At 51.6% G+C, this 19,349-nt stretch carries 18 protein-coding genes; 7 read left to right on the top strand and 11 right to left on the bottom strand.

Annotation, left to right across the window (positions count from 1 at the left end):
* Positions 1-122: 122 nt before the first annotated feature.
* Positions 123-662 carry a DUF2058 domain-containing protein gene (locus tag ACS0RQ_RS12190; RefSeq protein WP_041851475.1) on the top strand — a complete coding sequence of 180 codons (540 nt, stop codon included), beginning with the start codon at positions 123-125 and terminating at the stop codon, positions 660-662.
* Between the two features lie 84 nt (positions 663-746).
* Here ACS0RQ_RS12190 and ACS0RQ_RS12185 read toward each other — a convergent pair whose 3' ends face one another.
* A complete protein-coding gene (locus ACS0RQ_RS12185; protein WP_271848889.1) occupies positions 747-1,445 on the bottom strand; it encodes an RluA family pseudouridine synthase in 699 nt (232 codons plus the stop codon).
* A gap of 67 nt (positions 1,446-1,512) precedes the next feature.
* The gene (locus ACS0RQ_RS12180) at positions 1,513-2,403 is read right to left on the bottom strand and encodes a LysR substrate-binding domain-containing protein (RefSeq protein WP_271848890.1); all 891 of its coding nucleotides are present in this window, start codon (positions 2,401-2,403) and stop codon (positions 1,513-1,515) included.
* A 283-nt stretch (positions 2,404-2,686) separates the two neighbouring features.
* Here ACS0RQ_RS12180 and ACS0RQ_RS12175 point away from each other — a divergent pair, with 283 nt between their 5' ends.
* Positions 2,687-3,292, top strand: coding sequence for a glutathione S-transferase family protein (locus ACS0RQ_RS12175; protein WP_271848891.1), 606 nt, complete (start codon positions 2,687-2,689; stop codon positions 3,290-3,292).
* A 128-nt stretch (positions 3,293-3,420) separates the two neighbouring features.
* Positions 3,421-3,771, top strand: a complete 351-nt coding sequence (locus ACS0RQ_RS12170; RefSeq protein ID WP_271848892.1) for a DUF1304 domain-containing protein — start codon at positions 3,421-3,423, stop codon at positions 3,769-3,771.
* 20 nt (positions 3,772-3,791) lie between these two features.
* Here the strand turns inward: ACS0RQ_RS12170 and ACS0RQ_RS12165 are convergent, their stop codons facing one another.
* Positions 3,792-6,908: a multidrug efflux RND transporter permease subunit gene (locus ACS0RQ_RS12165; RefSeq protein ID WP_271848893.1), complete on the bottom strand. Its 3,117-nt coding sequence runs from the start codon at positions 6,906-6,908 to the stop codon at positions 3,792-3,794.
* Positions 6,909-7,103: 195 nt separating this feature from the next.
* Positions 7,104-7,511, bottom strand: coding sequence for a colistin resistant protein CrrC (gene crrC, locus ACS0RQ_RS12160; RefSeq protein WP_271848894.1), 408 nt, complete (start codon positions 7,509-7,511; stop codon positions 7,104-7,106).
* A gap of 377 nt (positions 7,512-7,888) precedes the next feature.
* Here crrC and ACS0RQ_RS12155 point away from each other — a divergent pair, with 377 nt between their 5' ends.
* On the top strand, positions 7,889-8,593 hold the full coding sequence (locus ACS0RQ_RS12155; protein WP_271848895.1) for a response regulator: 705 nt from the start codon (positions 7,889-7,891) through the stop codon (positions 8,591-8,593).
* Positions 8,590-9,666: an ATP-binding protein gene (locus tag ACS0RQ_RS12150; protein ID WP_271848896.1), complete on the top strand. Its 1,077-nt coding sequence runs from the start codon at positions 8,590-8,592 to the stop codon at positions 9,664-9,666. The genes ACS0RQ_RS12155 and ACS0RQ_RS12150 overlap by 4 nt, the downstream gene beginning before the upstream one ends.
* A gap of 10 nt (positions 9,667-9,676) precedes the next feature.
* Here the strand turns inward: ACS0RQ_RS12150 and ACS0RQ_RS12145 are convergent, their stop codons facing one another.
* From ACS0RQ_RS12145 to fdnG, 4 genes are all read right to left on the bottom strand, one after another.
* Positions 9,677-10,591 carry an ATP-grasp fold amidoligase family protein gene (locus tag ACS0RQ_RS12145; protein WP_271848897.1) on the bottom strand — a complete coding sequence of 305 codons (915 nt, stop codon included), beginning with the start codon at positions 10,589-10,591 and terminating at the stop codon, positions 9,677-9,679.
* A 191-nt stretch (positions 10,592-10,782) separates the two neighbouring features.
* Positions 10,783-11,436 (bottom strand): formate dehydrogenase-N subunit gamma, encoded by a 654-nt coding sequence (fdnI, locus tag ACS0RQ_RS12140; protein WP_271848898.1) that lies wholly within the window; start codon positions 11,434-11,436, stop codon positions 10,783-10,785.
* On the bottom strand, positions 11,429-12,316 hold the full coding sequence (gene fdxH, locus ACS0RQ_RS12135) for a formate dehydrogenase subunit beta (RefSeq protein ID WP_271848899.1): 888 nt from the start codon (positions 12,314-12,316) through the stop codon (positions 11,429-11,431). The genes fdnI and fdxH overlap by 8 nt, the downstream gene beginning before the upstream one ends.
* 12 nt (positions 12,317-12,328) lie before the next feature.
* Positions 12,329-15,379, bottom strand: a complete 3,051-nt coding sequence (gene fdnG / locus ACS0RQ_RS12130; RefSeq protein WP_271848900.1) for a formate dehydrogenase-N subunit alpha — start codon at positions 15,377-15,379, stop codon at positions 12,329-12,331.
* A gap of 360 nt (positions 15,380-15,739) precedes the next feature.
* Between fdnG and ACS0RQ_RS12125 the strand changes: the two genes are divergently transcribed.
* Together ACS0RQ_RS12125 and ACS0RQ_RS12120 are read left to right on the top strand one after the other, a co-directional pair.
* The gene (locus ACS0RQ_RS12125) at positions 15,740-16,309 is read left to right on the top strand and encodes a TetR/AcrR family transcriptional regulator (protein ID WP_125125659.1); all 570 of its coding nucleotides are present in this window, start codon (positions 15,740-15,742) and stop codon (positions 16,307-16,309) included.
* A gap of 58 nt (positions 16,310-16,367) precedes the next feature.
* Positions 16,368-16,844, top strand: a complete 477-nt coding sequence (locus ACS0RQ_RS12120) for a nuclear transport factor 2 family protein (RefSeq protein ID WP_108701148.1) — start codon at positions 16,368-16,370, stop codon at positions 16,842-16,844.
* Between the two features lie 234 nt (positions 16,845-17,078).
* On the opposite strand, the gene ACS0RQ_RS12115 is transcribed toward ACS0RQ_RS12120, so the two are convergent.
* The 3 genes from ACS0RQ_RS12115 to ACS0RQ_RS12105 all read right to left on the bottom strand — a co-directional run bounded on the left by ACS0RQ_RS12115 (position 17,079) and on the right by ACS0RQ_RS12105 (position 19,327).
* A complete protein-coding gene (locus ACS0RQ_RS12115; RefSeq protein ID WP_041851488.1) occupies positions 17,079-17,768 on the bottom strand; it encodes a VIT1/CCC1 transporter family protein in 690 nt (229 codons plus the stop codon).
* A 453-nt stretch (positions 17,769-18,221) separates the two neighbouring features.
* The gene (locus tag ACS0RQ_RS12110; RefSeq protein WP_271849132.1) at positions 18,222-19,001 is read right to left on the bottom strand and encodes an SDR family oxidoreductase; all 780 of its coding nucleotides are present in this window, start codon (positions 18,999-19,001) and stop codon (positions 18,222-18,224) included.
* Entirely contained in the window at positions 19,001-19,327 is a 327-nt protein-coding gene (locus ACS0RQ_RS12105) for a nuclear transport factor 2 family protein (protein WP_271848901.1), read from the bottom strand. Before ACS0RQ_RS12105 ends, ACS0RQ_RS12110 begins: the two co-directional genes overlap by 1 nt.
* Positions 19,328-19,349: the final 22 nt, after the last annotated feature.

Genomic DNA, 19,349 nt, shown 5'->3' with positions numbered 1-19,349 from the left:
TTTTTATGTCAGCATCTGGTTTAGGCTGCGTAACGTCGCGGGCGCGGGCGCGGGCGCACCTGTTACATCCGCGACAATTATCGTTATAATCACGCAAATTCTTTACCAGGTTAGAAAAGACGATGACAAAACTCACCTTACAAGAGCAGATGCTGAAAGCAGGCTTAGTGACCAGCAAGAAGATGGCCAAAGTCCAGAGAACGGCCAAGAAATCACGCGTTCAGGCTCGTGAGGCAAGAGAGGCGGTAGAAGAGAATAAAAAAGCCCAGATCGAGCGCGATAAGCAACTGAGCGAGCAACAAAAGCAGGCGGCATTATCAAAAGAATATAAAGCGCAGGTGAAGCAGCTTATTGAGATGAACCGGATTGTGATAGCCAAAGGCAATATCGATTTCAACTTCACCGACAATAACCTTATCAAAAAGGTCGTTGTGGATAAGGCAACGCAGACACAACTGATCAATGGCCGTCTCGCCATCGCGCGTCTGGTGACCAACAGTAACGGCGACAGCGAATACGCGATTATCCCCGCCGTCGTTGCGGATAAAATTGCCCAGCGCGATGAGAGTTACATTGTCTTAAACAGCGCGCTGAGCGAAGAAGTGCAGGACGAAGACGATCCGTACGCCGATTTCAAAATTCCTGACGATTTGATGTGGTAATCCGCAGCGTTTAATACCCCTTTCCAACCGCACTTATGTACCGCGCCGGGCATCCTCCCGGCGCCTCATCCGGATCTTTCCTGTTCAGAACGGGCTGGCGTGGCAGGCGTTGATCGGCGCTGCGCTGACCGGATGTACGAAATGCAGTTCGCTGGCGTGCAGCATCAGTCGTGGTGTTCGCGCCGTGCCCGGTAGCGTCAGGCCGCCATACAGATCGCAGCCCAGAATCGGATGACCCAGGTGCTGGCAGTGAATGCGCAACTGATGGGTGCGCCCGGTCTCCGGGATGAGTGTAACCCGCGTCAGTGGCAGTAACGCCCCGTCTTCCCCTTGCTGATAAAAACGCTCCACGACCCGATAGCGGGAGCGTGCCGGTTTGCCGTGAATAGCGCAAATCGACATCAGCGGAAAGAGCGCCGGATCTTTGCCGATCGGTGCGTCAATCACTCCGTCGTCATCGGCAAGATGCCCACACAGCAACGCGGTGTATACCTTGCTTACCGTGCGCTGGCTAAACTGGTGGCAAATCGCGGCATTTATCGCTTTGTTGCGTGCCACCACCATCAACCCGGAGGTGCCGAAATCCAGGCGGTGGACCAGGGTACAGCCGGGGAATAAGTTAACCAGCCGGTGATGCACCGAGTCGAGGTTTTGCGGGTTTTTCCCGGAGAGGCTGAGCAGCCCGGCGGGTTTATTGATCAGCACCAGATGTTCGTCCTGCCAGAGGATCTCAATCTCGTCATGGCACGGCGGGGCAATAAAGGTATCGATAATCTCAGACATCAGGCTGCCCGGCAAAAAAGTGAGAGCGGATGATAGCGAATTCTCCGCCGCCTGGCGAATCCGGGCTTTACTGCACCTGTTCGCGCCACAGGGCGATCTCCTCATCAAGCCAGGCGATGAAAAGCGAGATTTCCCGCGCTTTCTCCGCCTGTGGAGAGGTCACCAGCCAGTAGTGCCAGGGATACGGCGCTGTGAACGCCGTTATCTGTACCAGCTCACCCCGCGCGATAGCGTCCCGGACCAGAGAGCGTCGCTCAAGCGCAATACCGCGTCCCAGCCGCACGGCTTCAAGGACCAGGTTTGAATCGTTGATGCGCAATCCCGCAGGCACAATCTCTTTTTCCAGCCCGGCATTCAGACACCAGCTTTTCCACGACTCCGTCGAAAAGATAATGACGCTCTTCGCCACCTCTTGCGGTGTGGCGGGTAAGTTGCCCTTGTTGTAGCCAGGTGCCGCAACGACAATCAGCTCATCAGAAAAAAGAAAGCGGCTGTCCATGCCTTCCCAGTCGCCCTGCCCCATACGGATAGCAATATCGATGCCTTCCTGTTGCAGGCTGGTCACCGTCAGGCTGGCCTGCAAACGAATTGAAATCAGGGGATATTTTTCGCGAAAGCGCATCAGGCGAGGCAGCAACCAGTGATTGCCAAAAGACGGCACCGTCGCCAGCGTCAGTTCCATCGTGCGCGGCTTTACCTGAACCAGCCGGGTGGCCTCCGAGATGTGGTTCAACGCCTCGCGTATCTGTAGCGCATAGAGCCGCCCCTCTTCGTTAATCTGCACCCCACGCCCGTGGCGGATAAACAGTTTTACGCCTACCAGCGCCTCAAGGATTTTGATTTGCTGGCTGATGGCGGAATGGGTCACGTTCATCTCTTTTGCTGCCAGCGTCACGCTACCCAGGCGTGCAACCGCCTCAAAGCTTCGCAGGCTGGCGATAGGGGGGAAATCCGACATAGTGCTTTCCTCAAACACAGGGCCACCAGGTTAACGTTACTACCCAACTGGCGTTATTACAGAGGCCACTGATAACCCGCATGGTGGTATGCCCGCTAATTTTAACGCCGTCTACAGGCTGAGCGATAACCGCGCAAGATGTTAGAAACACTAACACATAAGGTTAGAAACCCGTGATATTCGCCCACGACGATTTACGGTAAGGTCTCTCTGTTTTCGTTACCGGGGCAAGTGTCGCGGTCAATCACTTAACGGCTGTTGCTGTGTAGGAGCAGGAATCACGATGAAACTCATTGGCATGATGGACTCGCCTTACGTCAGGCGTGTTGCGGTATCCCTGGAACTCTATGGCATCGAATTTGAAAGTATGCCGCTGTCAGTTTTTCGCTCATTTGAGGCGTTCGCCTGCATTAACCCGGTCGTCAAAGCACCGACACTGCTGCTGGATAACGGTGTGCAGTTAATGGACTCATCCCTTATTTTGCATTATTTCGAGACCCTGGCAGGCGCAGACCAGAAATTACTCCCTGCGGAGCCTGGCGCGCTGGCACAGGCTCTTCGCCTGCTGGGGGTGGCGCTTGCCGCCTGCGAAAAAGCGGTGCAAAACATTTACGAACACCATCTCAGACCGGAAGAAAAGCAGCATCAGCCATGGGTAGCACGTGTGACCCAGCAATTGTTAGCCGCCTGCCGGGAGTGGGATACGCTGCTGGCAGGCGGCGCTGCCGCCCTGCGCCCCGATCAGGTTGCCGTCACCAGCACGGTGGTGTGGACCTTTATTCAATCGATGCTCCCGAATGTGGTGCTGGTCGACGATTTTAAAAACATTGCGTCACTTGCCCGCTCCTGTGAGGCGTTGCCCGCCTTTAAAAAATATCCCTTATGCTAAAAACAGGTCGGGTTAATGACGTGATTTATTAACCCGCATCCGCACGTTAAAACGCAGTGATTTTTCTTCGTTTTTTTATGCCGTTATCTATACTCCAGATACCCTGCTCTTATCCGTTAAGGTTACTTGTGTTAGCAACTATCCTCATCGCGCTTGTCGCCGCGATCCATGTCTACATTCTGGTTCTCGAAATGTTCTTGTGGGATACCAAAACCGGCCGCAAGGCGTTTAACCTGAGCACCGATTTTGCCCGCGACACCCGCGTGCTGGCCGCCAATCAGGGGCTGTATAACGGCTTTTTAGCCGCCGGTTTACTGTGGGGGTTATGGCTGGGCGATGCCGGGTTTCAGGTCAAGTTTTTCTTTCTGGCATGCGTGTTGATCGCCGGGGTGTTTGGCGCGGCAACCGCCAGCAAGAAAATCCTCTATGTTCAGGCGCTACCGGCGCTTATCGCGATGGTAGCGCTCTTGATGCAATAAATGACGAACGATGGCGGAGATTAATCGTTCCGGGTCTTCTTGTGTTCCAGGTTTCGCGTTTCAAGAAAGCGGACAATCACGACGAAAAAGACGGGAACAAAGAAAACAGCGAGTAACGTTGCACTGATCATTCCGCCGAACACCCCTGTTCCAATGGCATGTTGCGTGCTGTCACTTGCCCCTTTGGCAAGCATCAGGGGCACCACGCCCAATGTGAACGCTAAAGAGGTCATGAGTATCGGGCGCAAACGCTGTCCTGAAGCGATGAGGGTCGCTTCGATGACGTTTTTGCCCTGGTGCATTAATTGTCTCGCAAATTCAATGATCAGAATGGCGTTCTTGGCGGAGAGCCCAATCAGGGTTATCAGACCGACTTTAAAAAAGACGTCGTTCGTCATCTGTGCGACGATGACCGCCAGCACGGCGCCGAGCAGCCCCAGCGGAACAACCAGCATAACCGCGAAGGGAACAGACCAGCTTTCATAAAGCGCGGCGAGCACCATAAATACTACTAGCATCGACAGTACAATGAGCCCCGGAAGCTGCGATGCGGAGGCCTTTTCCTGTAATGAACTGCCTGCCCATTCGCCCGCAAAACCCGACGGTAAGTTTTTTGCAAGTTCCTCCATTGCCGCCATTGCGGTGCCTGTAGATTCACCAGAGGATGCACTTCCGGTAATTCGAATGGCAGGATAACCCTGGTAGCGATTCAGTTGCTGCGGCGCGACATGCCAGGCAAGCGTCACAAACGTGGACACTGGCAGCATCTCCCCCTGGCGGTTTTTAACCGATAAACGCAATAGCTGTTCCGGCTGCATACGAAACGGCGCATCAGCCTGAACAATGACCTGCTGAACCCGCCCATTATTGATGTAATCATTGACATAGTTAGACCCCGTTGCGACAGAAAGGGTTTGATTGATTTCATCAAACGAGACCCCCATGGCTTCGGCTTTTTCCCTGTCAATGTTAAGGGCCAGTGTTGATCCCTCCGGCAGACCATCAATATAGACATCGCTCAAATACGGGTTCTTATTGGCGCGCTGGACGAGTTCATCCGCTGCCTTTTTTAGCGCCTGATAGCCCTTCCCTCCCCGGTCTTGCACATAATAAGTGAACCCGGATGAAGTCCCCATATCAGAAATAGCCGGAGGAAGCAGACTCATGGTTACCGCGTCGGACACGCTCTCCATTCTTGATTGGATATGGTCAGCTTCATCCTGTGCGCTTGTCCCTTTGCGGTGTTTCCAGTCCTTGAGTGTGGTGAAAGCCATCGCCGAGTTCTGACCAGAGCCCGAAAATCCAAATCCGAGGATCATGATATTGCTTTCAATCGCCGGTCGGCTGGCGATTTCCTCTTCAAATTTTTGAACCACTTTAAGCGTACGCTGCATCGTCGCGTCTGAGGGAAGCTGGATTGACGACATAAAGTAGCCTTGATCTTCATCCGGTAAAAACGACGATGGCAATGAAGAGAGACCCAAAAAAAGCGCCATGCACAGCGCGGCATAGAGCACCATCATCCGTCCGGTCCGTTTCAGAGCAAATCCGAGGCCGGATGCGTAAAACGCAGTAAGCGCATGAAACCGACCGTTGAACCACACGGAAAACGCGCGGCCTTTGCGGGAAGCATGATGATGCGGCTTTAAGATCGTTGCGCAGAGTGCTGGCGTGAGCGTCAGGGCCAGAAAGGCGGACAGTAAAATAGACACTGCCATAGAGATACAGAACTGCCGATAAATAATTCCGACAGACCCTCCGGCAAATGCCATCGGGATAAATACCGCCGTAAGCACCAGGGTAATACCAATGATTGCGGGCGTGATTTCATGCATAGCTTGCCGCGTGGCTTCCTTCGGGGAGAGCCCCTTTTCTTCCATCAGGCGTTCGACGTTTTCGACCACGACAATGGCGTCATCAACGATAATGCCGATAGCCAGCACCATGCCAAACATGGTGAGAATGTTGATGGAATAACCGCTTAAAAGCATCACCGTAAAGGTGCCCAGCAGCGCCACAGGTGCCACAATGGCAGGAATCAGCGTACAGCGGATTTTATGCAGGAAAAGCAGCATGACAAGGAAGACCAGAACCATCGCTTCAACGAATGTCTCCACCACCTTCATTATGGAAAGTTTGACGAAAGGTGCCGTATCAAAAGGAACCGTAAATTCCATTCCCTCAGGCAGTACACCCGACAGCTCAGCCAGCCGCGCGCGGACTCCGGACGCCGTGTTGATAGCATTTGCACCGGGCGAAAGCTGGATAGCGGCCGCCGTTGCGGGTACGCCGTTTTCACGTATACCAAAGGTATAGCTTTGTAACCCGGATTCAACGCGGGCAATATCGGCCAGTGTCAGACGCGCACCGGAGACCGCCGATTTAAGGGTGATATTACGAAACGCCTCAACCGAAGTAAGTTGCCCTCTGACGGTGATCGGATAGGTAACGGTCTGACCCGCGACCGCAGGCTCGTCTCCCGTTCTGCCGGGTGAAACAATCACGTTTTGCTGACTCACGGCGGTGAGTACGTCCGTAACAGAGAGCCCATAACTGTGTAATTTCATGGGGTCAAGCCAGATTCGCAGTGCTTTTTCACCGCCAAAGAGCTGGACTTTCCCCACACCCGGCACACGTCGCAGTTCATCCGTCAAATTTCTGGCGAAATAGTCGCTTAAATCCGCTTCCTGATATTCGCCGGTGGGAGATTTTAAACCCACCATCATCAGAAACCCGGAATTAGCAGCCTCAACGTTAATACCATTTTGCCGCACAGCCTGCGGTAAACGCGGCTCCACAATCTTGATCTGGTTTTGCAGGTCCATCTGGGCGAGTTTAATGTCTGTACCTGGCCTGAACGTTACCGTGATTGAGGCCATGCCGGTGGTATCACTGGACGATTCAAAATAGAGTAAGTTATCCACCCCTGAGATCTCGCGTTCAATAAGCGAAACGACAGAGGTGTTCATGACATCCGGGCTGGCGCCGGGATAACTGAGCGAGATGATAATACCAGGCGGTGCGACCGCCGGATATTGTGCGACGGGCAGTCGGGGGATGGACAATATGCCGGTCAGAACAATAAACAGTGCGACCACCCAGGCAAAAATGGGTCTTTCAATAAAAAAATGCGGCATCAGAAATAATTCCAGTCAACTGACATAACGTTCATAAAAAAATAAAGCGGCTCACTAACCTGCTCCACGCCACCCAGCGCAAAGTCATCTGTGAAAAATGAATGCCAATGATAAGAAGCTGATATTGACCACGTATGGCAGGTTTATGGAAAGAGTGTGGAGCCAGACATTGTTCTACATTTATGTATCATTCCATTATTTCATTGTAAAAAAAGTCCAAATCATTCGCATCAATAAGTACACTGGCGTACCAAAGAAAAAGACGCTCAAAAAACACCCATAATAAAATATAAAATCATCCAGTCCCGGCATGATATTGAGAAGTAAATTGAACACCAGAATAGTATAAATAAAGACAACAATGACATAGAACGTTATGACGGCTAACTCCTTTAACGCCCCCGGTTTCTTTTGGATGATAAAAAAGAAAAAAGCGATGACGACACACGCAAGCGCCAGAGGTAACGAGAGAACCGCCATATCCGTTTTCTCTTCAATAGCGTGCGCAACAAACAACCACGGAAACAGCAATACGCATGACACCAGAAAATATAAAAAAGAATCCCAAATTACCTTTTGAAAAATACGCTCAATGTCTTTCATATTGTTTTCCCTGACACAATCTGGCACGCATAAATTATGCATAAAGCGCTGGCTTTAGACGTTATAAATTTTGAAAATGAATAGCGATCGGAATCTGGCCTGGTTTCTCCAGATGAAAATGATTGCATCAGATTGTTGATTGTTTATTTCGGGATTGTGTAGCGAGTGTGGAGAAGCCCTCACCTACTCTACGTTTTTTTGGCAAAACGCATGGATATGAAACTTTTTCGAGTTGCGACTGTCAGATAGTACTTAACAGGGAGTAATATTAGGCATACAAACTTTACACATATTGTATTCAATAACCTTTAAACAATTACGACATAAGATTTTTTAAGATAGAGTAATTTCTATCATCGGTACTGATGGAAGATAAAATGAACAACGATAACCTGATCATTGTCGCTGAAGACGATGATGAAATTGCCGACATCCTGATAAGCTATTTGCAACGCGCAGGTATGAAAACCATCCGGGCCAGGGATGGTGAGCAGGCAATAAATTTTACTCGCCTGCACAAGCCAGACCTCATCTTACTTGATATCCATCTGCCTGTTTATGACGGATGGAATGTTCTTACAACCTTGCGCAAAGAGAGTAACGTACCGGTTATCATGGTGACGGCACTTGATCAGGATGTCGATAAACTGATGGGGCTGCGGCTCGGGGCAGACGATTATGTGATAAAACCGTTTAACCCTTCGGAGGTTATTGCAAGGGTTGAAGCTGTACTGCGCAGAACGAGAGTGAACACAGAAGTTGCAAATACAAGGCCGATAAGAACGCCTTGTCTGACCATTTATCCTGATGATTTTTATGTTGAGATAACCGTCGCGGATGAGGTCGTCACGCCGGTATTGACGACAACCGAATTTAAACTTCTCACCTATCTGGCGCGAAATCCGCGTAAGGTATGCTCACGCGAAGAGTTACTTGATGCCTGTCTGCCAGAAGGTGATTCACTGGACAGAACCGTGGACAGCCACATGAGTAAACTGCGCAAAAAGCTTGAGAATGCGGGGCTCAAGGGGATCCCGGAGAGTATCAGAGGGCTGGGTTACCGCCTGGGTGAGAATAAATGAAAAAAGACCCTATTCTTAGTCGTCAAATATTGACCTATATGGTGTCGCTCACCTTCATTATTATTGCTATCGCCATCCTGGGCTCTTATTTATTTTATAGTTTCTTAATTTACTATCTGCCGGGGGGTGCCCTGACAGGAAATGAAGATGAGATGACCCTGGTGGACTGGCTGTGGATCATGATTGCTTCGCTGACCAGTCTGGTCGTTTCTCTCTTCTTTACGGTGAAACTCTCTTCAAGAATTTTGACGCCGCTAAATGCGGTAGCGTATAGCCTTAAACAGATTTCACAGGGCAATCTTGACGCAAGGGCAACCTGTACAAGCTCGCAGTTGGGAGAGATGAATAATCTGGTCAATGATTTCAACGAAATGGCAGAAAAACTGCAGACACTGGATATTCAGCGCAATTTATGGAATTCAGCCATCGCTCATGAACTTAGAACCCCGGTGACTATTCTGCGAGGACGGCTGCAAGGACTGGTTGACGGTGTGTTCGAGCCAGCGCCCGTACTGTTCCAAAATCTGCTTAAGCAAACCGAAGGTCTGGCGCATTTAATCGAAGATCTGCGGGTTGTTAGTTCTTACGGCGGAGCCGGATATACGCTAACCCTGAGTGAGACCGACCTTGAGGTAACGATTACCAGTGTGCTGGATAACTTTTTGCCGGAGTTTCAGCGCGAAGACTTTACTATCGCAACCGAACTTGAGCACCAGCGCTGTTTCTGTGACCCTATGCGTATTATGCAATGCCTGACCGTGCTTTTTGATAATGCCTTAAAATACTCATCATCACGATCGCTACGGGTAAAAAATGGCATTGTCGGAAAAGAGAACGTCATCCTCGTTGAAGACAGCGGCCCTGGTATTCCTGAGGAACTCCACAGTCTCTTATTTCAGCCTTTTCAACGCGGAGAATATGCAAGAAAGAGTCACCCTCAGGGGTGTGGCTTAGGATTATCGGTGGTCAGAGCGATCATGCTCGCCCACGGCGGGAATGCTACTTACACCCTGACACCAGAAAATCACTCAATTTTTACACTGTCGTGGCCGGTGAGCCAGGACCAAAAATAACCGCGCAGGCTCAATTGAGCCTGCTTTTACATAACGTCAGATCCCACATCTCCCCTAATTTTACGTTCCAGCTTGCTGGTGTGATCTTTAGCTTCCCGCGCCTGGGGCTTAATGTTATTTCACTAAAATAAATTTCATCCCCTTGCAGCATCAAATCGACACGACCATAGTCAATCTCTCCTGCCAGTTCCTGAGCCGCAATAATGGCGTTATAGAATAATGGTGGCTCCTCAATGGCATCAGGTGTGTTTGGGTATTCCATCTGGAAAGGTTGTAGCTTCCATGATCTGTCATAAACATTAATATACTCATTGCCGCTTTCATCGGTAAAATCGGCTTCAACAAAACAAGCCACACCATGAAAGCAATGTATTCTTAACATTTCAGGCGTCTTTTTTTTCACCGCCCCAGAAAAAATATCGATATACTCTTCGCAGAGAATAACCGGTGTTATAGATTTGTACTGCCACTCTCTGGTGGTGTAATACATATTTTTATTGAGGGCAAGCTTCAATTTATTTAATGCTTTCACAGGCTCAAAACTGCCTTTATCGGTACAAATTACCGCACTTCCACTGTCATGATTACATTTTAACACAAAGCGTTCGGGTAACTGGCTAAAGTCAATATCTTCCACACTGTGATAGACGCCAATCAAGGGGATGGTTTTAACCCGTTTGGTTCTGGCATGGACATATTCCCGAACGGCGAGTTTATCTGCCAGTAGTGTATAAAGAGGGTTGCGATCAAATACCAGCCGATGACAAATTTTCTCACTTAATGTCACTGGCTTAATCAGGTTTGACGGGCGTTCGGAAACTTTGTTAAGCGCGGCTGTATGAAAGTACAGATCCGTAGTAACAAACACCCTGCTTTTTCGGATTAAATATTCAGCGTATTTGAGAATGTAATTAAGTTTATTCATGATTCCTCCTGGACACAATCGATATTGTGTCGGAGGATGATTGATTTATATTGTTCAGTTAATGGAGAGAGTATGGAGCTCGCGGCGCTAAATCATGCTTGTCTATTTAAATGCCCAAGCCTGCGGGTTTTCTGAGGTAAAACACAATGCTTTACAACAGCGACCACCGCAGCGCAGTGGTCGCCATGACATTATAAAGATTTACCCTCTTGCGCCTTATTTTCGGCCGCTTCAACGTCACGATACCAGCGCGGGTGATGTTTCTTCGCCCAGCGGCGGCTGACTTTGCCTTCAATCATGCCTTTAATCGAGCCTTTCACCCAGAACGCCATATACATATGGATCAGAATGGCGTGAATCAGCACAATCGCGGCCGTCGCGTGGATTAATAAACTCCAGCGCACAAAGGTGATGGAGAAATAATGGGCAAAATAGGGTCGCCAGATAATAACGCCGGTGATCAGCAGCACAACAATCAGGCTCATGATGCTCCAGAACATCATCTTCTGCCCGGCGTTATATTTCCCGACATCCGCCACTTTATGCTCGTTACCTTTCAGTACCTCAATAATCCCTTTAAACCACGGAATATCCTGCTTATCAGGAATGTTGTGATGCACAAAACGGACAAACATAAACATCAGCAGAACGAAAATCAGTACGCCGAAGAAGGGATGCAAAATGCGCCCTACCTGCGGCGTCCCGAAGGTTTCGGTTAACCATTGCAGGGTGGGAAAAAAGAGCGCGATGCCGGAAAGCGACACCAGAAAGAAACTGATCACCACCGTCCAGTGACAGGCGCGGTCAATAAACTTTGTGCGCAGGATCATTTTGCTTTTACTCATGGCCGTTCTCCTCTTCGTCGTCATCCGTCTCTTTGTTCGGCCCTATTCCCACATAGTGGTAAATCAGCCCGGCAAAGGTGGCGATAAACCCGGCAGCGGAGAGCGGTTTGAGCACGCCTTTCCATAGATTGACCGGCGTGGAAATCTGCGGGTCGTTTGGCAGGTTGTGATACAGCGCAGGCTGGTCCGCATGATGCAGAACATACATCACGTGCGTGCCACCCACGCCTTGCGGGTTATAGACGCCCGCGTTGTCGTATCCACGCTTTTTAAGCTGCTCCACGCGGCTTTCGGCCACGTTCAGCATCTCTTGTTTGGTGCCAAACTGAATCGCCCCGGTCGGGCACGTTTTCACGCACGCCGGTTCCTGGCCGACGCTGACCCTGTCAACGCAAAGTGTGCATTTATAGACACGGTTATCGTCCGGGTTCAGCCGTGGGATGTTAAACGGACAGCCAGCAATGCAGTAACCACAGCCAATACAGTGCTCGGACTGAAAATCCACAATCCCATTGGCGTACTGAACGATCGCCCCGGCAGACGGGCAGGCCTTAAGACAGCCGGGATCCGCGCAGTGCATACAGCCATCTTTGCGAATAAGCCATTCCAGTTTGTCGTTCTGCGTGGTTTCGCTAAAACGCATCACCGTCCAGGACTTCGCGCTCAGGTCGGTCGGATTGTCATACACGCCGTTGCAGTAGCCCACCTCGTCGCGAATATCGTTCCATTCAGAACAGGCGACCTGGCAGCCCTTACAACCAATACAGACGCTGACATCGATAAGTTTTGCCACTTCCGCGCGGAAGTCCCGCGCCTGAGGCGGCGGCGTCAGCCCGTTGGTTGCGGAACGCTTGATAACATCTTGTGATTGCATAGCCATAGGTTCCCTCCTTTACACGCGCTCGATGTTAACCAGAAACGCCTTGTACTCCGGCGTTTGCGAGTTGGCATCACCGACCGATGGCGTCAGCGTGTTGGCAAGGAAGCCTTTGCGCGTTGCCCCTTCAAAACCCCAGTGACAGGGTATGCCGATCGTATCCACTGGCTTACCGTCTATGGTCAGCGTCTGCAGACGTTTCGTCACCACCGCTTTCGCTTTGATAAAGCCGCGTTTCGAACTCACTTTCACCGTATCGCCTGCCGCGATGCCCTTTTTCTGCGCCAGCGCTTCACCAATTTCGATGAACTGATCGGGCTGAGCGATAGCGTTGAGACGCGCGTGTTTGGTCCAGTGGCGGAACAGTTCGGTAATGGAATAGGTGGTCGCGACATACGGGAAGGCGTCCGCTTTGCCCATATTGGCGATATCGTCATGGAAAATACGCGCCACCGGGCTGGAAACCACCGCCGGATGCAGCGGGTTAGTGCCAATCGGTGACTCAATCGGTTCGTAATGTTCCGGGAACGGCCCGTCGTTCATTTTGTCCAGGGAGAACAGGCGCGCCACCCCTTCCGGGTTCATGATAAACGGCCCGACATTACTGCCCGGTGCGGCCTGGCTGTAATCCGCCACGTCCATCCCGCTCCACTTTTTGCCATCCCAGTGCAGCAGCGCACGTTTGGCGTCCCACGGTTTCCCTGCCGGGTCGGCAGAGGCGCGATTATAGAGGATACGGCGGTTCGCCGGCCACGACCATGCCCAGCCCGGCGTACAGCCAAGGCCATACGGATCGCTATTGTCGCGGTTGGCCATCTGGTTGCCCTGCTCTGTCCAGCACCCGCAATATACCCAGCAAAAGCTGCTGGTGGTGCCGTCGTCACGAAGCTGGGCAAAGCTGCTGAGCTGCTGGCCTTTTTTGGCAATCAGTTGCCCTTTGTCGTCATAAAGATCGGCCAGCGCCATTCCGTTCGCTTCACGGGCAATCTCTTCCGGATGCGGATCGTACGGGTCTTTATAGTTCCAGTTGATGTTCATCAGCGGTGCCGGATTTGCCCCCCCTTCCTGCTGATAAAGCTCACGCAGGCGCATAAACAAGCGCCCGAGGATTTTGCCATCGTGCAACGCTTCGCCTGGTGGCTCCGCCGCCGCCCAGTGCCACTGTAGCCAGCGCCCGGAGTTGGCAATCGAACCGTTCTCTTCGGCAAAACAGGATGATGGCAGACGGAAGATTTCCGTTTGGATATCCGCAGGATTGACGTCATTCATCTCCCCGTGGTGTTGCCAGAAATTCGACGATTCCGTTACCAGCGGGTCAATCACTACCATGTATTTCAGCTTCGAGAGCGCGCGGGAGGATTTGTTTTTATCCGGAAACGCCGCCAGCGGGTTAAAGCCCTGCACGATGTAACCGTTAATCTTCCCTTCCAGCATCAACTCGGCCTGAGTCATCACGTCATAGAGGCGATCCCACTTCGGCAGCCAGTCGTAACCCCAGTTGTTCTCTGCCGTCGCATGCTCGCCCCAGAAACTTTTCATCATGCTGATAAAAAATTTCGGTGTGTTTTGCCAGTAGTTCACTTCATTCACCCCCAGCGCCGGCGGGGTGATTTGTGAAATATAGGTCTGGTAATCCGGCTGTTTTTCCGACGGCAGCGGCATGTAGCCGGGAAGATTGGTCGACAGCAGGCCAAGGTCGGTATAACCCTGAATGTTAGAGTGACCGCGTAGCGCGTTGACGCCGCCGCCCGCCATACCGATATTCCCGAGCAGCAGTTGCAGCATAGCCGCGGCGCGGATGATTTGCGCCCCGGCGCTGTGGTGTGTCCAGCCCAGCGCATAGAGGATGGTTGCGGTGCGATCCGGCACGCTGGTGCTGGCAAGGATCTCGCAAATGCGGTTGAAATCGGCCAGCGAGGTGCCGCAAAGGCGGTTAACCATTTCCGGCGTGTAGCGTTCGACGTGTTTTTTCAGCAGGTTCCAGACGCAGCGCGGATGGCTTAACGTCTCGTCACGCAGCGCATTGCCCTTTTCATCCAACTGATAGAACCAGCTCGATTTATCGTACTGGCGTTTTTTCGCGTCATAGCCGCTGAACACGCCATCTTCAAACTGATAGTCGTCGCGGATAAGCAGGCTGGCGTTGGTGTAATGGCGCACGTAGTCGTGTTGAATGCGATCGTTTTCCAGCAGATAACGGATGACGCCCAACAGGAACGCGGTGTCCGATCCCGCACGGATGGGCGCATAGAGATCGGCCACGGCGGCGCTGCGGTTAAAGCGCGGATCGACCACCACCACGGTAGCGTCATTTTTCGTTTGTGCTTCAACGACCCACTTAAAGCCCACCGGGTGAGCCTCGGCGGCGTTGCCGCCCATGATCAGCACCACGTTGGCATTTTTAATATCCACCCAGTTGTTGGTCATCGCACCGCGACCAAAGGTGGGTGCCAGCGCGGAGACGGTCGGCCCGTGGCACAGGCGTGCCTGGCAATCGATAGCGACCATTCCGAGGCTGCGGGTAAATTTGCCGTCGAGAATGCCGGTCTCATTACTGGCGGCCGAGGAGCAGAGCATCCCGGTGGTGGTCCAGCGGTTGACGGTCTGCCCCTGCGCATTTTTTTCGATAAAGTTCGCGTCACGGTCATCTTTCATTAACCGCGCAATGCGGTTAATGGCGTCATCCCAACTGATACGCACCCATTTATCCGAGCCTGGCGCACGGTATTCAGGGTATTTCAGGCGCGTTTCGCTGTGAATATAATCCAGCACGCCTGCCCCTTTCGGACACAATGAACCCCGGCTTACCGGGTGATCCGGGTCGCCTTCAATATGGTAAATGCTTTCTTTAACGTTTTTGGCCGTATCGCCAAGGCTGTACATCAGCATGCCGCAACCGACTGAGCAGTAGGTACAGTTATTACGCGTCTCTTTTGCTTTTAAGAGTTTGTATTGACGTGTTTCCGCATGAACGGAAAAAGATGATAAAAATCCGAGAGATGCAACAGTGGTTCCTGCCATACCGCCCGCGCAGATTCGAAAGAACTGCCTCCGGCTGAGCTCCATGTATCCTCCAGCTTAAACTTAAGACATGAAAAGGGACGGAGATTATAGGGTCAATCGAAGCGGGAAACCATTACTCTTATGTGGTTATTGATACAGGTCAATTTTTTGATTGTATTGAAGAAAAGGGAAACTGATCGCAACGGGTTATTTGTGTGGTTAAACGTCTGTTTCGCCTTATCGCTTTTTAAAAAGATCGATGCAGGAAGCGGCTGTCCCCGGCAAAGAAACGCGTCGCCGGGTGGCATCAGCGACCTGCGTTGCGCAGCACGGCAAGCAGCGTCTGCGTTGGACGGGAAGCGGCTCAGTAACTTTTTGCAGATAAGTGTTGACGAGGTAGAACGATCGTTCTACCTTTATCACATGAACAAGACGCCAGGCACTACCCGAGAAAAAATCCTGACTACCGCTGAACAGTTGATCTATCAGAACGGTATCCACGCCACCGGCATGGACCTTCTGGTTAAGACCTCAGGCGTAGCAAGGAAAAGCATTTATCGCTATTTCGCGACCAAGGATGACGTGGCAGCCGCCGCGTTGAATGCGCGTGATGAACGCTGGATGCAGTGGTTCAGAAGAGAATCTGATAAAGGCGATACGCCTCAGGCTCGCATTCTGAATATGTTCAGCGTGCTCAAGAGCTGGTTTGAGTCAGACGGTTTTCGCGGTTGCGCATTTATCAACACGGCCGGAGAAGTGGGTGACCCTGACGATCCCGTCCGCCAGATAGCAAAACGGCATAAACAAAAATTGCTCGATTACACGCTCGAACTCACTACGCAACTAAACATTCAACAACCGGCCGCGCTGGCCAGACAACTGCTGATTCTGATGGAAGGCGCCATCACCCTCGCCTATGTGATGGGGGATAACAGCGCCGCCGACAATGCAAGGGATGTTGCGAAACTTTTGCTGGAGCAGGCCCCTGCATAAGGCCTGAGTAACAAAAACGCTTTCTTTTGAAATATCCACCTTTGCAGGAGACGTAAGCATGCCCGATATTCAACCTCGCCCCCCCCTTCCTCCTTTCACGCGCGAATCGGCGATTGAAAAAGTGCGCCTCGCAGAAGATGGCTGGAACAGCCGCGATGCCGAAAAAGTAGCGCTGGCCTACTCGCTGGATACGCAATGGCGTAACCGCGCTGAATTTGCCAATAATCGTAAAGAGGCCAAAGAATTTCTCAGCCGCAAATGGAAAAAAGAGCTGGAGTATCGCCTGATTAAGGAGTTATGGGCGTTTACTGACAACCGTATCGCCGTGCGGTACGCCTATGAATGGCATGATGATTCGGGTAACTGGTTCCGCTCTTACGGCAACGAAAACTGGGAATTTGAAGCCGATGGCCTGATGCGCCGCCGTTTCGCCTGTATCAACGATATGCCGATTAAAGAGAGTGAGCGCAAATTCCACTGGCCGTTGGGACGTCGCCCGGACGATCACCCAGGTCTTTCGGAACTGGGTCTGTAAAGTTATCGCTTATCTTATGTGAAGACCCCGGTCAGGGTTTTAACCGGGGCTTTTCTCAATTCAACATGAACGGTAAATGTTCATAAACGTCATGAGACCCGTCCAGTGAAGTGAATTATCTTATCGCGTTATGGGTAGCCCCATGATTGACGTTTGCCCGGCAACGTTGCCGACCCGCCAACTGTTTTCAACGGTTCACTGACACTGTTTCTCTTTCCAGAGAATTAACGCGCGCTAAAACAGAGCCTGCCCGGCAAGATGACCTATTCCCATCGACAAAACCATGGCCATGGTGCTCCAGAAGGTAATCCTGATGATGGCCCTGACCGGATTGGCTTTGCTCACCGCCGAGGATATATAACCCAGGACAGCAAGTGATAACAGGGTCGAAAGAATAATAAAGAACGAAACCAGCGCTGCGGGAGCGAGCCAGGCAACGATGAGGGGCAACGCCGCACCGGCAGAAAAGCTCCCAGCCGAAAAAAGGGCCGCCTGCAAAGGCCGCGCAGAGTTTGTAGCTGTCAGCCCAAGTTCTTCCCTGGCATGGGCATCAAGCGCATCTTTCTTCATAAGCTGCTCTGCAACCTGCCTGGCAATGGCGGGCTCCAGCCCCCGTTGCATATACAGGGAAGTCAGCTCCTGTACCTCTCCCTGATAATCTGTTTCCAGTTCCTTTTTTTCCTGGGCGAGCGCCGCGTTTTCTGTATCAGACTGAGAGGAGACGGAAACATACTCCCCGGTTGCCATCGACATCGCCCCAGCCACCAGCCCGGCAACACCCGCCAGTAAAATCGCTGAAGGCTCAGGCTTTGCAGACGCCACCCCAAGCACAAGACTGGCAGTGGAAACAATGCCGTCATTCGCCCCCAGTACAGCAGCCCTCAACCATCCCACGCTTTCAATGCTGTGTCGTTCAAGATGCATGTTTCTGTTTTCCAGTAAATGTGCAGGTTAATAACACCAGTATTGCTCATATATAAAAATGCGCATTCCACGATTGTGGCTATTCAATCTTAAGATTGTATTAACGCTGAATAATGGCTATTGGTTAATCCGGAGATAATATTATTCAGGATGTTTCTGGCGAAATGATAATAGATATCATAGTCGTTCAGTCATTATACAAAAAAGGGGATTTTTAATTATTCTTTTAATTAGAAAGATACCGGCTGGTTTATTTTCAGGCGTGCAGGCTTTATTGGTACACTCGAAGAGGTTGCCGCCATGGTGACTTATCTGGCCGATCCGCAAGGGGTATTATCGGCTGCGTTTTTACTATCACTGGCGGGCTGAACCTTTACTTTTTGTTTTTACGCCGCAAAAGTCCGGCTTACGAATGGTCTTAATCGGCTCGAATACAAGCCGATTAAGCCAGGATTACACCGTCGGAACGGTGCCACCATCTATCACATATTCCGTGCCGGTGATGGTGGCGGCATACGATGACGCCAGAAAAGCAATAAGATTCGCTACTTCGATGGGCTTGGATGGGCGCCCCAGCGGGATCCCGCCGAGTGCCTTCATGATTATCTGCTTTCCGCCTTCGTAATCAGTTCCCGCCTGCTGCGCCAGTCGCTCCGCCATTGCTACCGAGGCTTCTGTTTCAATCCAGCCGGGGGCAACGCGAACCACGCGAATGCCTTTTGGCGACACCTCTTTCGACAGGCTTTTGCTGTACGCCGAGAGCGCCGCTTTGGCCGCCGCGTAGCCGGTTGTCGATTCTGGTAACGGCAATTCACGCTGGATAGAGGTGACGTGGATGATTACCCCACTCCCCTGCGCCAGCATCCCTGGTAGCAGTGCCCGATCCAGGCGTACCGCTGGCAGTAAATTAAGGTTGAGTTCCTGCTGCCACTCCTCTTCGCCCAGCGCCGCAAACCCGCCGCCGGGTGACGTAGAGCCCCCCGCCACATGAATGATGACGTCGACACCCCCCAGATGTACTTGCACAGCTTGCGCCACGCAGGCACATCCTTCAACCGTGGTGAGATCTGCCGCCACGAAGGCATCGGCAACAGATTCCGTAGGTATATGGCGTGCGGTGGTTAACACTGTGGCACCCAACTGTTTTAATAGCCCGACAACCGCTTTACCGACGCCTTTGGTGCCTGCGGTCACCAGCACGCGTTTGCCATGGAAATCAAGATTTAAGGCCATCATACAATCTCCAGTGTATTGATTTTTTCACCCGCCAGTCCGAAAGCATGCCTGAGCGTTACCGGGCTGCCGGGAAAATTGCCGACAACCGTCGAAGTGACAATGACACGCTCGCCTTCGCTATGCATTTCAAGCGGCTCAACGCTGTAGTCAAACGCGGCCTGCGCGGCACGTTGCCATGCCGCGATCGCCGTGTGTCCCTGATGGGTTTTACCTTCATCTTTTACACTAGCGTCGGTGGTAAAACAGTGCTGAACGCTGGCGATATCGCCGCCATTACTTATCGCAAAATAGGTCGCAATTGCATGTGGTAAGAGTAAAGACATGGCTCCTGACTCCCGTTATTTA

Source organism: Phytobacter diazotrophicus, assembly GCF_052061655.1.
Lineage (GTDB): Bacteria > Pseudomonadota > Gammaproteobacteria > Enterobacterales > Enterobacteriaceae > Phytobacter > Phytobacter diazotrophicus.
This window is presented reverse-complemented; position numbering and strand designations above follow the sequence as displayed.

Excerpts from the sequence above, each read along its gene's own strand:
- ACS0RQ_RS12190 (WP_041851475.1), top strand. The coding sequence starts at position 123 with ATGACAAAACTCACCTTACAAGAGCAGATGCTGAAAGCAGGCTTAGTG.
- ACS0RQ_RS12185 (WP_271848889.1), bottom strand. The coding sequence starts at position 1,445 with ATGTCTGAGATTATCGATACCTTTATTGCCCCGCCGTGCCATGACGAG.
- ACS0RQ_RS12180 (WP_271848890.1), bottom strand. The coding sequence starts at position 2,403 with ATGTCGGATTTCCCCCCTATCGCCAGCCTGCGAAGCTTTGAGGCGGTT.
- ACS0RQ_RS12175 (WP_271848891.1), top strand. The coding sequence starts at position 2,687 with ATGAAACTCATTGGCATGATGGACTCGCCTTACGTCAGGCGTGTTGCG.
- ACS0RQ_RS12165 (WP_271848893.1), bottom strand. The coding sequence starts at position 6,908 with ATGCCGCATTTTTTTATTGAAAGACCCATTTTTGCCTGGGTGGTCGCA.
- crrC (WP_271848894.1), bottom strand. The coding sequence starts at position 7,511 with ATGAAAGACATTGAGCGTATTTTTCAAAAGGTAATTTGGGATTCTTTT.
- ACS0RQ_RS12155 (WP_271848895.1), top strand. The coding sequence starts at position 7,889 with ATGAACAACGATAACCTGATCATTGTCGCTGAAGACGATGATGAAATT.
- ACS0RQ_RS12150 (WP_271848896.1), top strand. The coding sequence starts at position 8,590 with ATGAAAAAAGACCCTATTCTTAGTCGTCAAATATTGACCTATATGGTG.
- ACS0RQ_RS12145 (WP_271848897.1), bottom strand. The coding sequence starts at position 10,591 with ATGAATAAACTTAATTACATTCTCAAATACGCTGAATATTTAATCCGA.
- fdnI (WP_271848898.1), bottom strand. The coding sequence starts at position 11,436 with ATGAGTAAAAGCAAAATGATCCTGCGCACAAAGTTTATTGACCGCGCC.
- fdxH (WP_271848899.1), bottom strand. The coding sequence starts at position 12,316 with ATGGCTATGCAATCACAAGATGTTATCAAGCGTTCCGCAACCAACGGG.
- fdnG (WP_271848900.1), bottom strand. The coding sequence starts at position 15,379 with ATGGAGCTCAGCCGGAGGCAGTTCTTTCGAATCTGCGCGGGCGGTATG.
- ACS0RQ_RS12125 (WP_125125659.1), top strand. The coding sequence starts at position 15,740 with ATGAACAAGACGCCAGGCACTACCCGAGAAAAAATCCTGACTACCGCT.
- ACS0RQ_RS12120 (WP_108701148.1), top strand. The coding sequence starts at position 16,368 with ATGCCCGATATTCAACCTCGCCCCCCCCTTCCTCCTTTCACGCGCGAA.
- ACS0RQ_RS12115 (WP_041851488.1), bottom strand. The coding sequence starts at position 17,768 with ATGCATCTTGAACGACACAGCATTGAAAGCGTGGGATGGTTGAGGGCT.
- ACS0RQ_RS12110 (WP_271849132.1), bottom strand. The coding sequence starts at position 19,001 with ATGGCCTTAAATCTTGATTTCCATGGCAAACGCGTGCTGGTGACCGCA.
- ACS0RQ_RS12105 (WP_271848901.1), bottom strand. The coding sequence starts at position 19,327 with ATGTCTTTACTCTTACCACATGCAATTGCGACCTATTTTGCGATAAGT.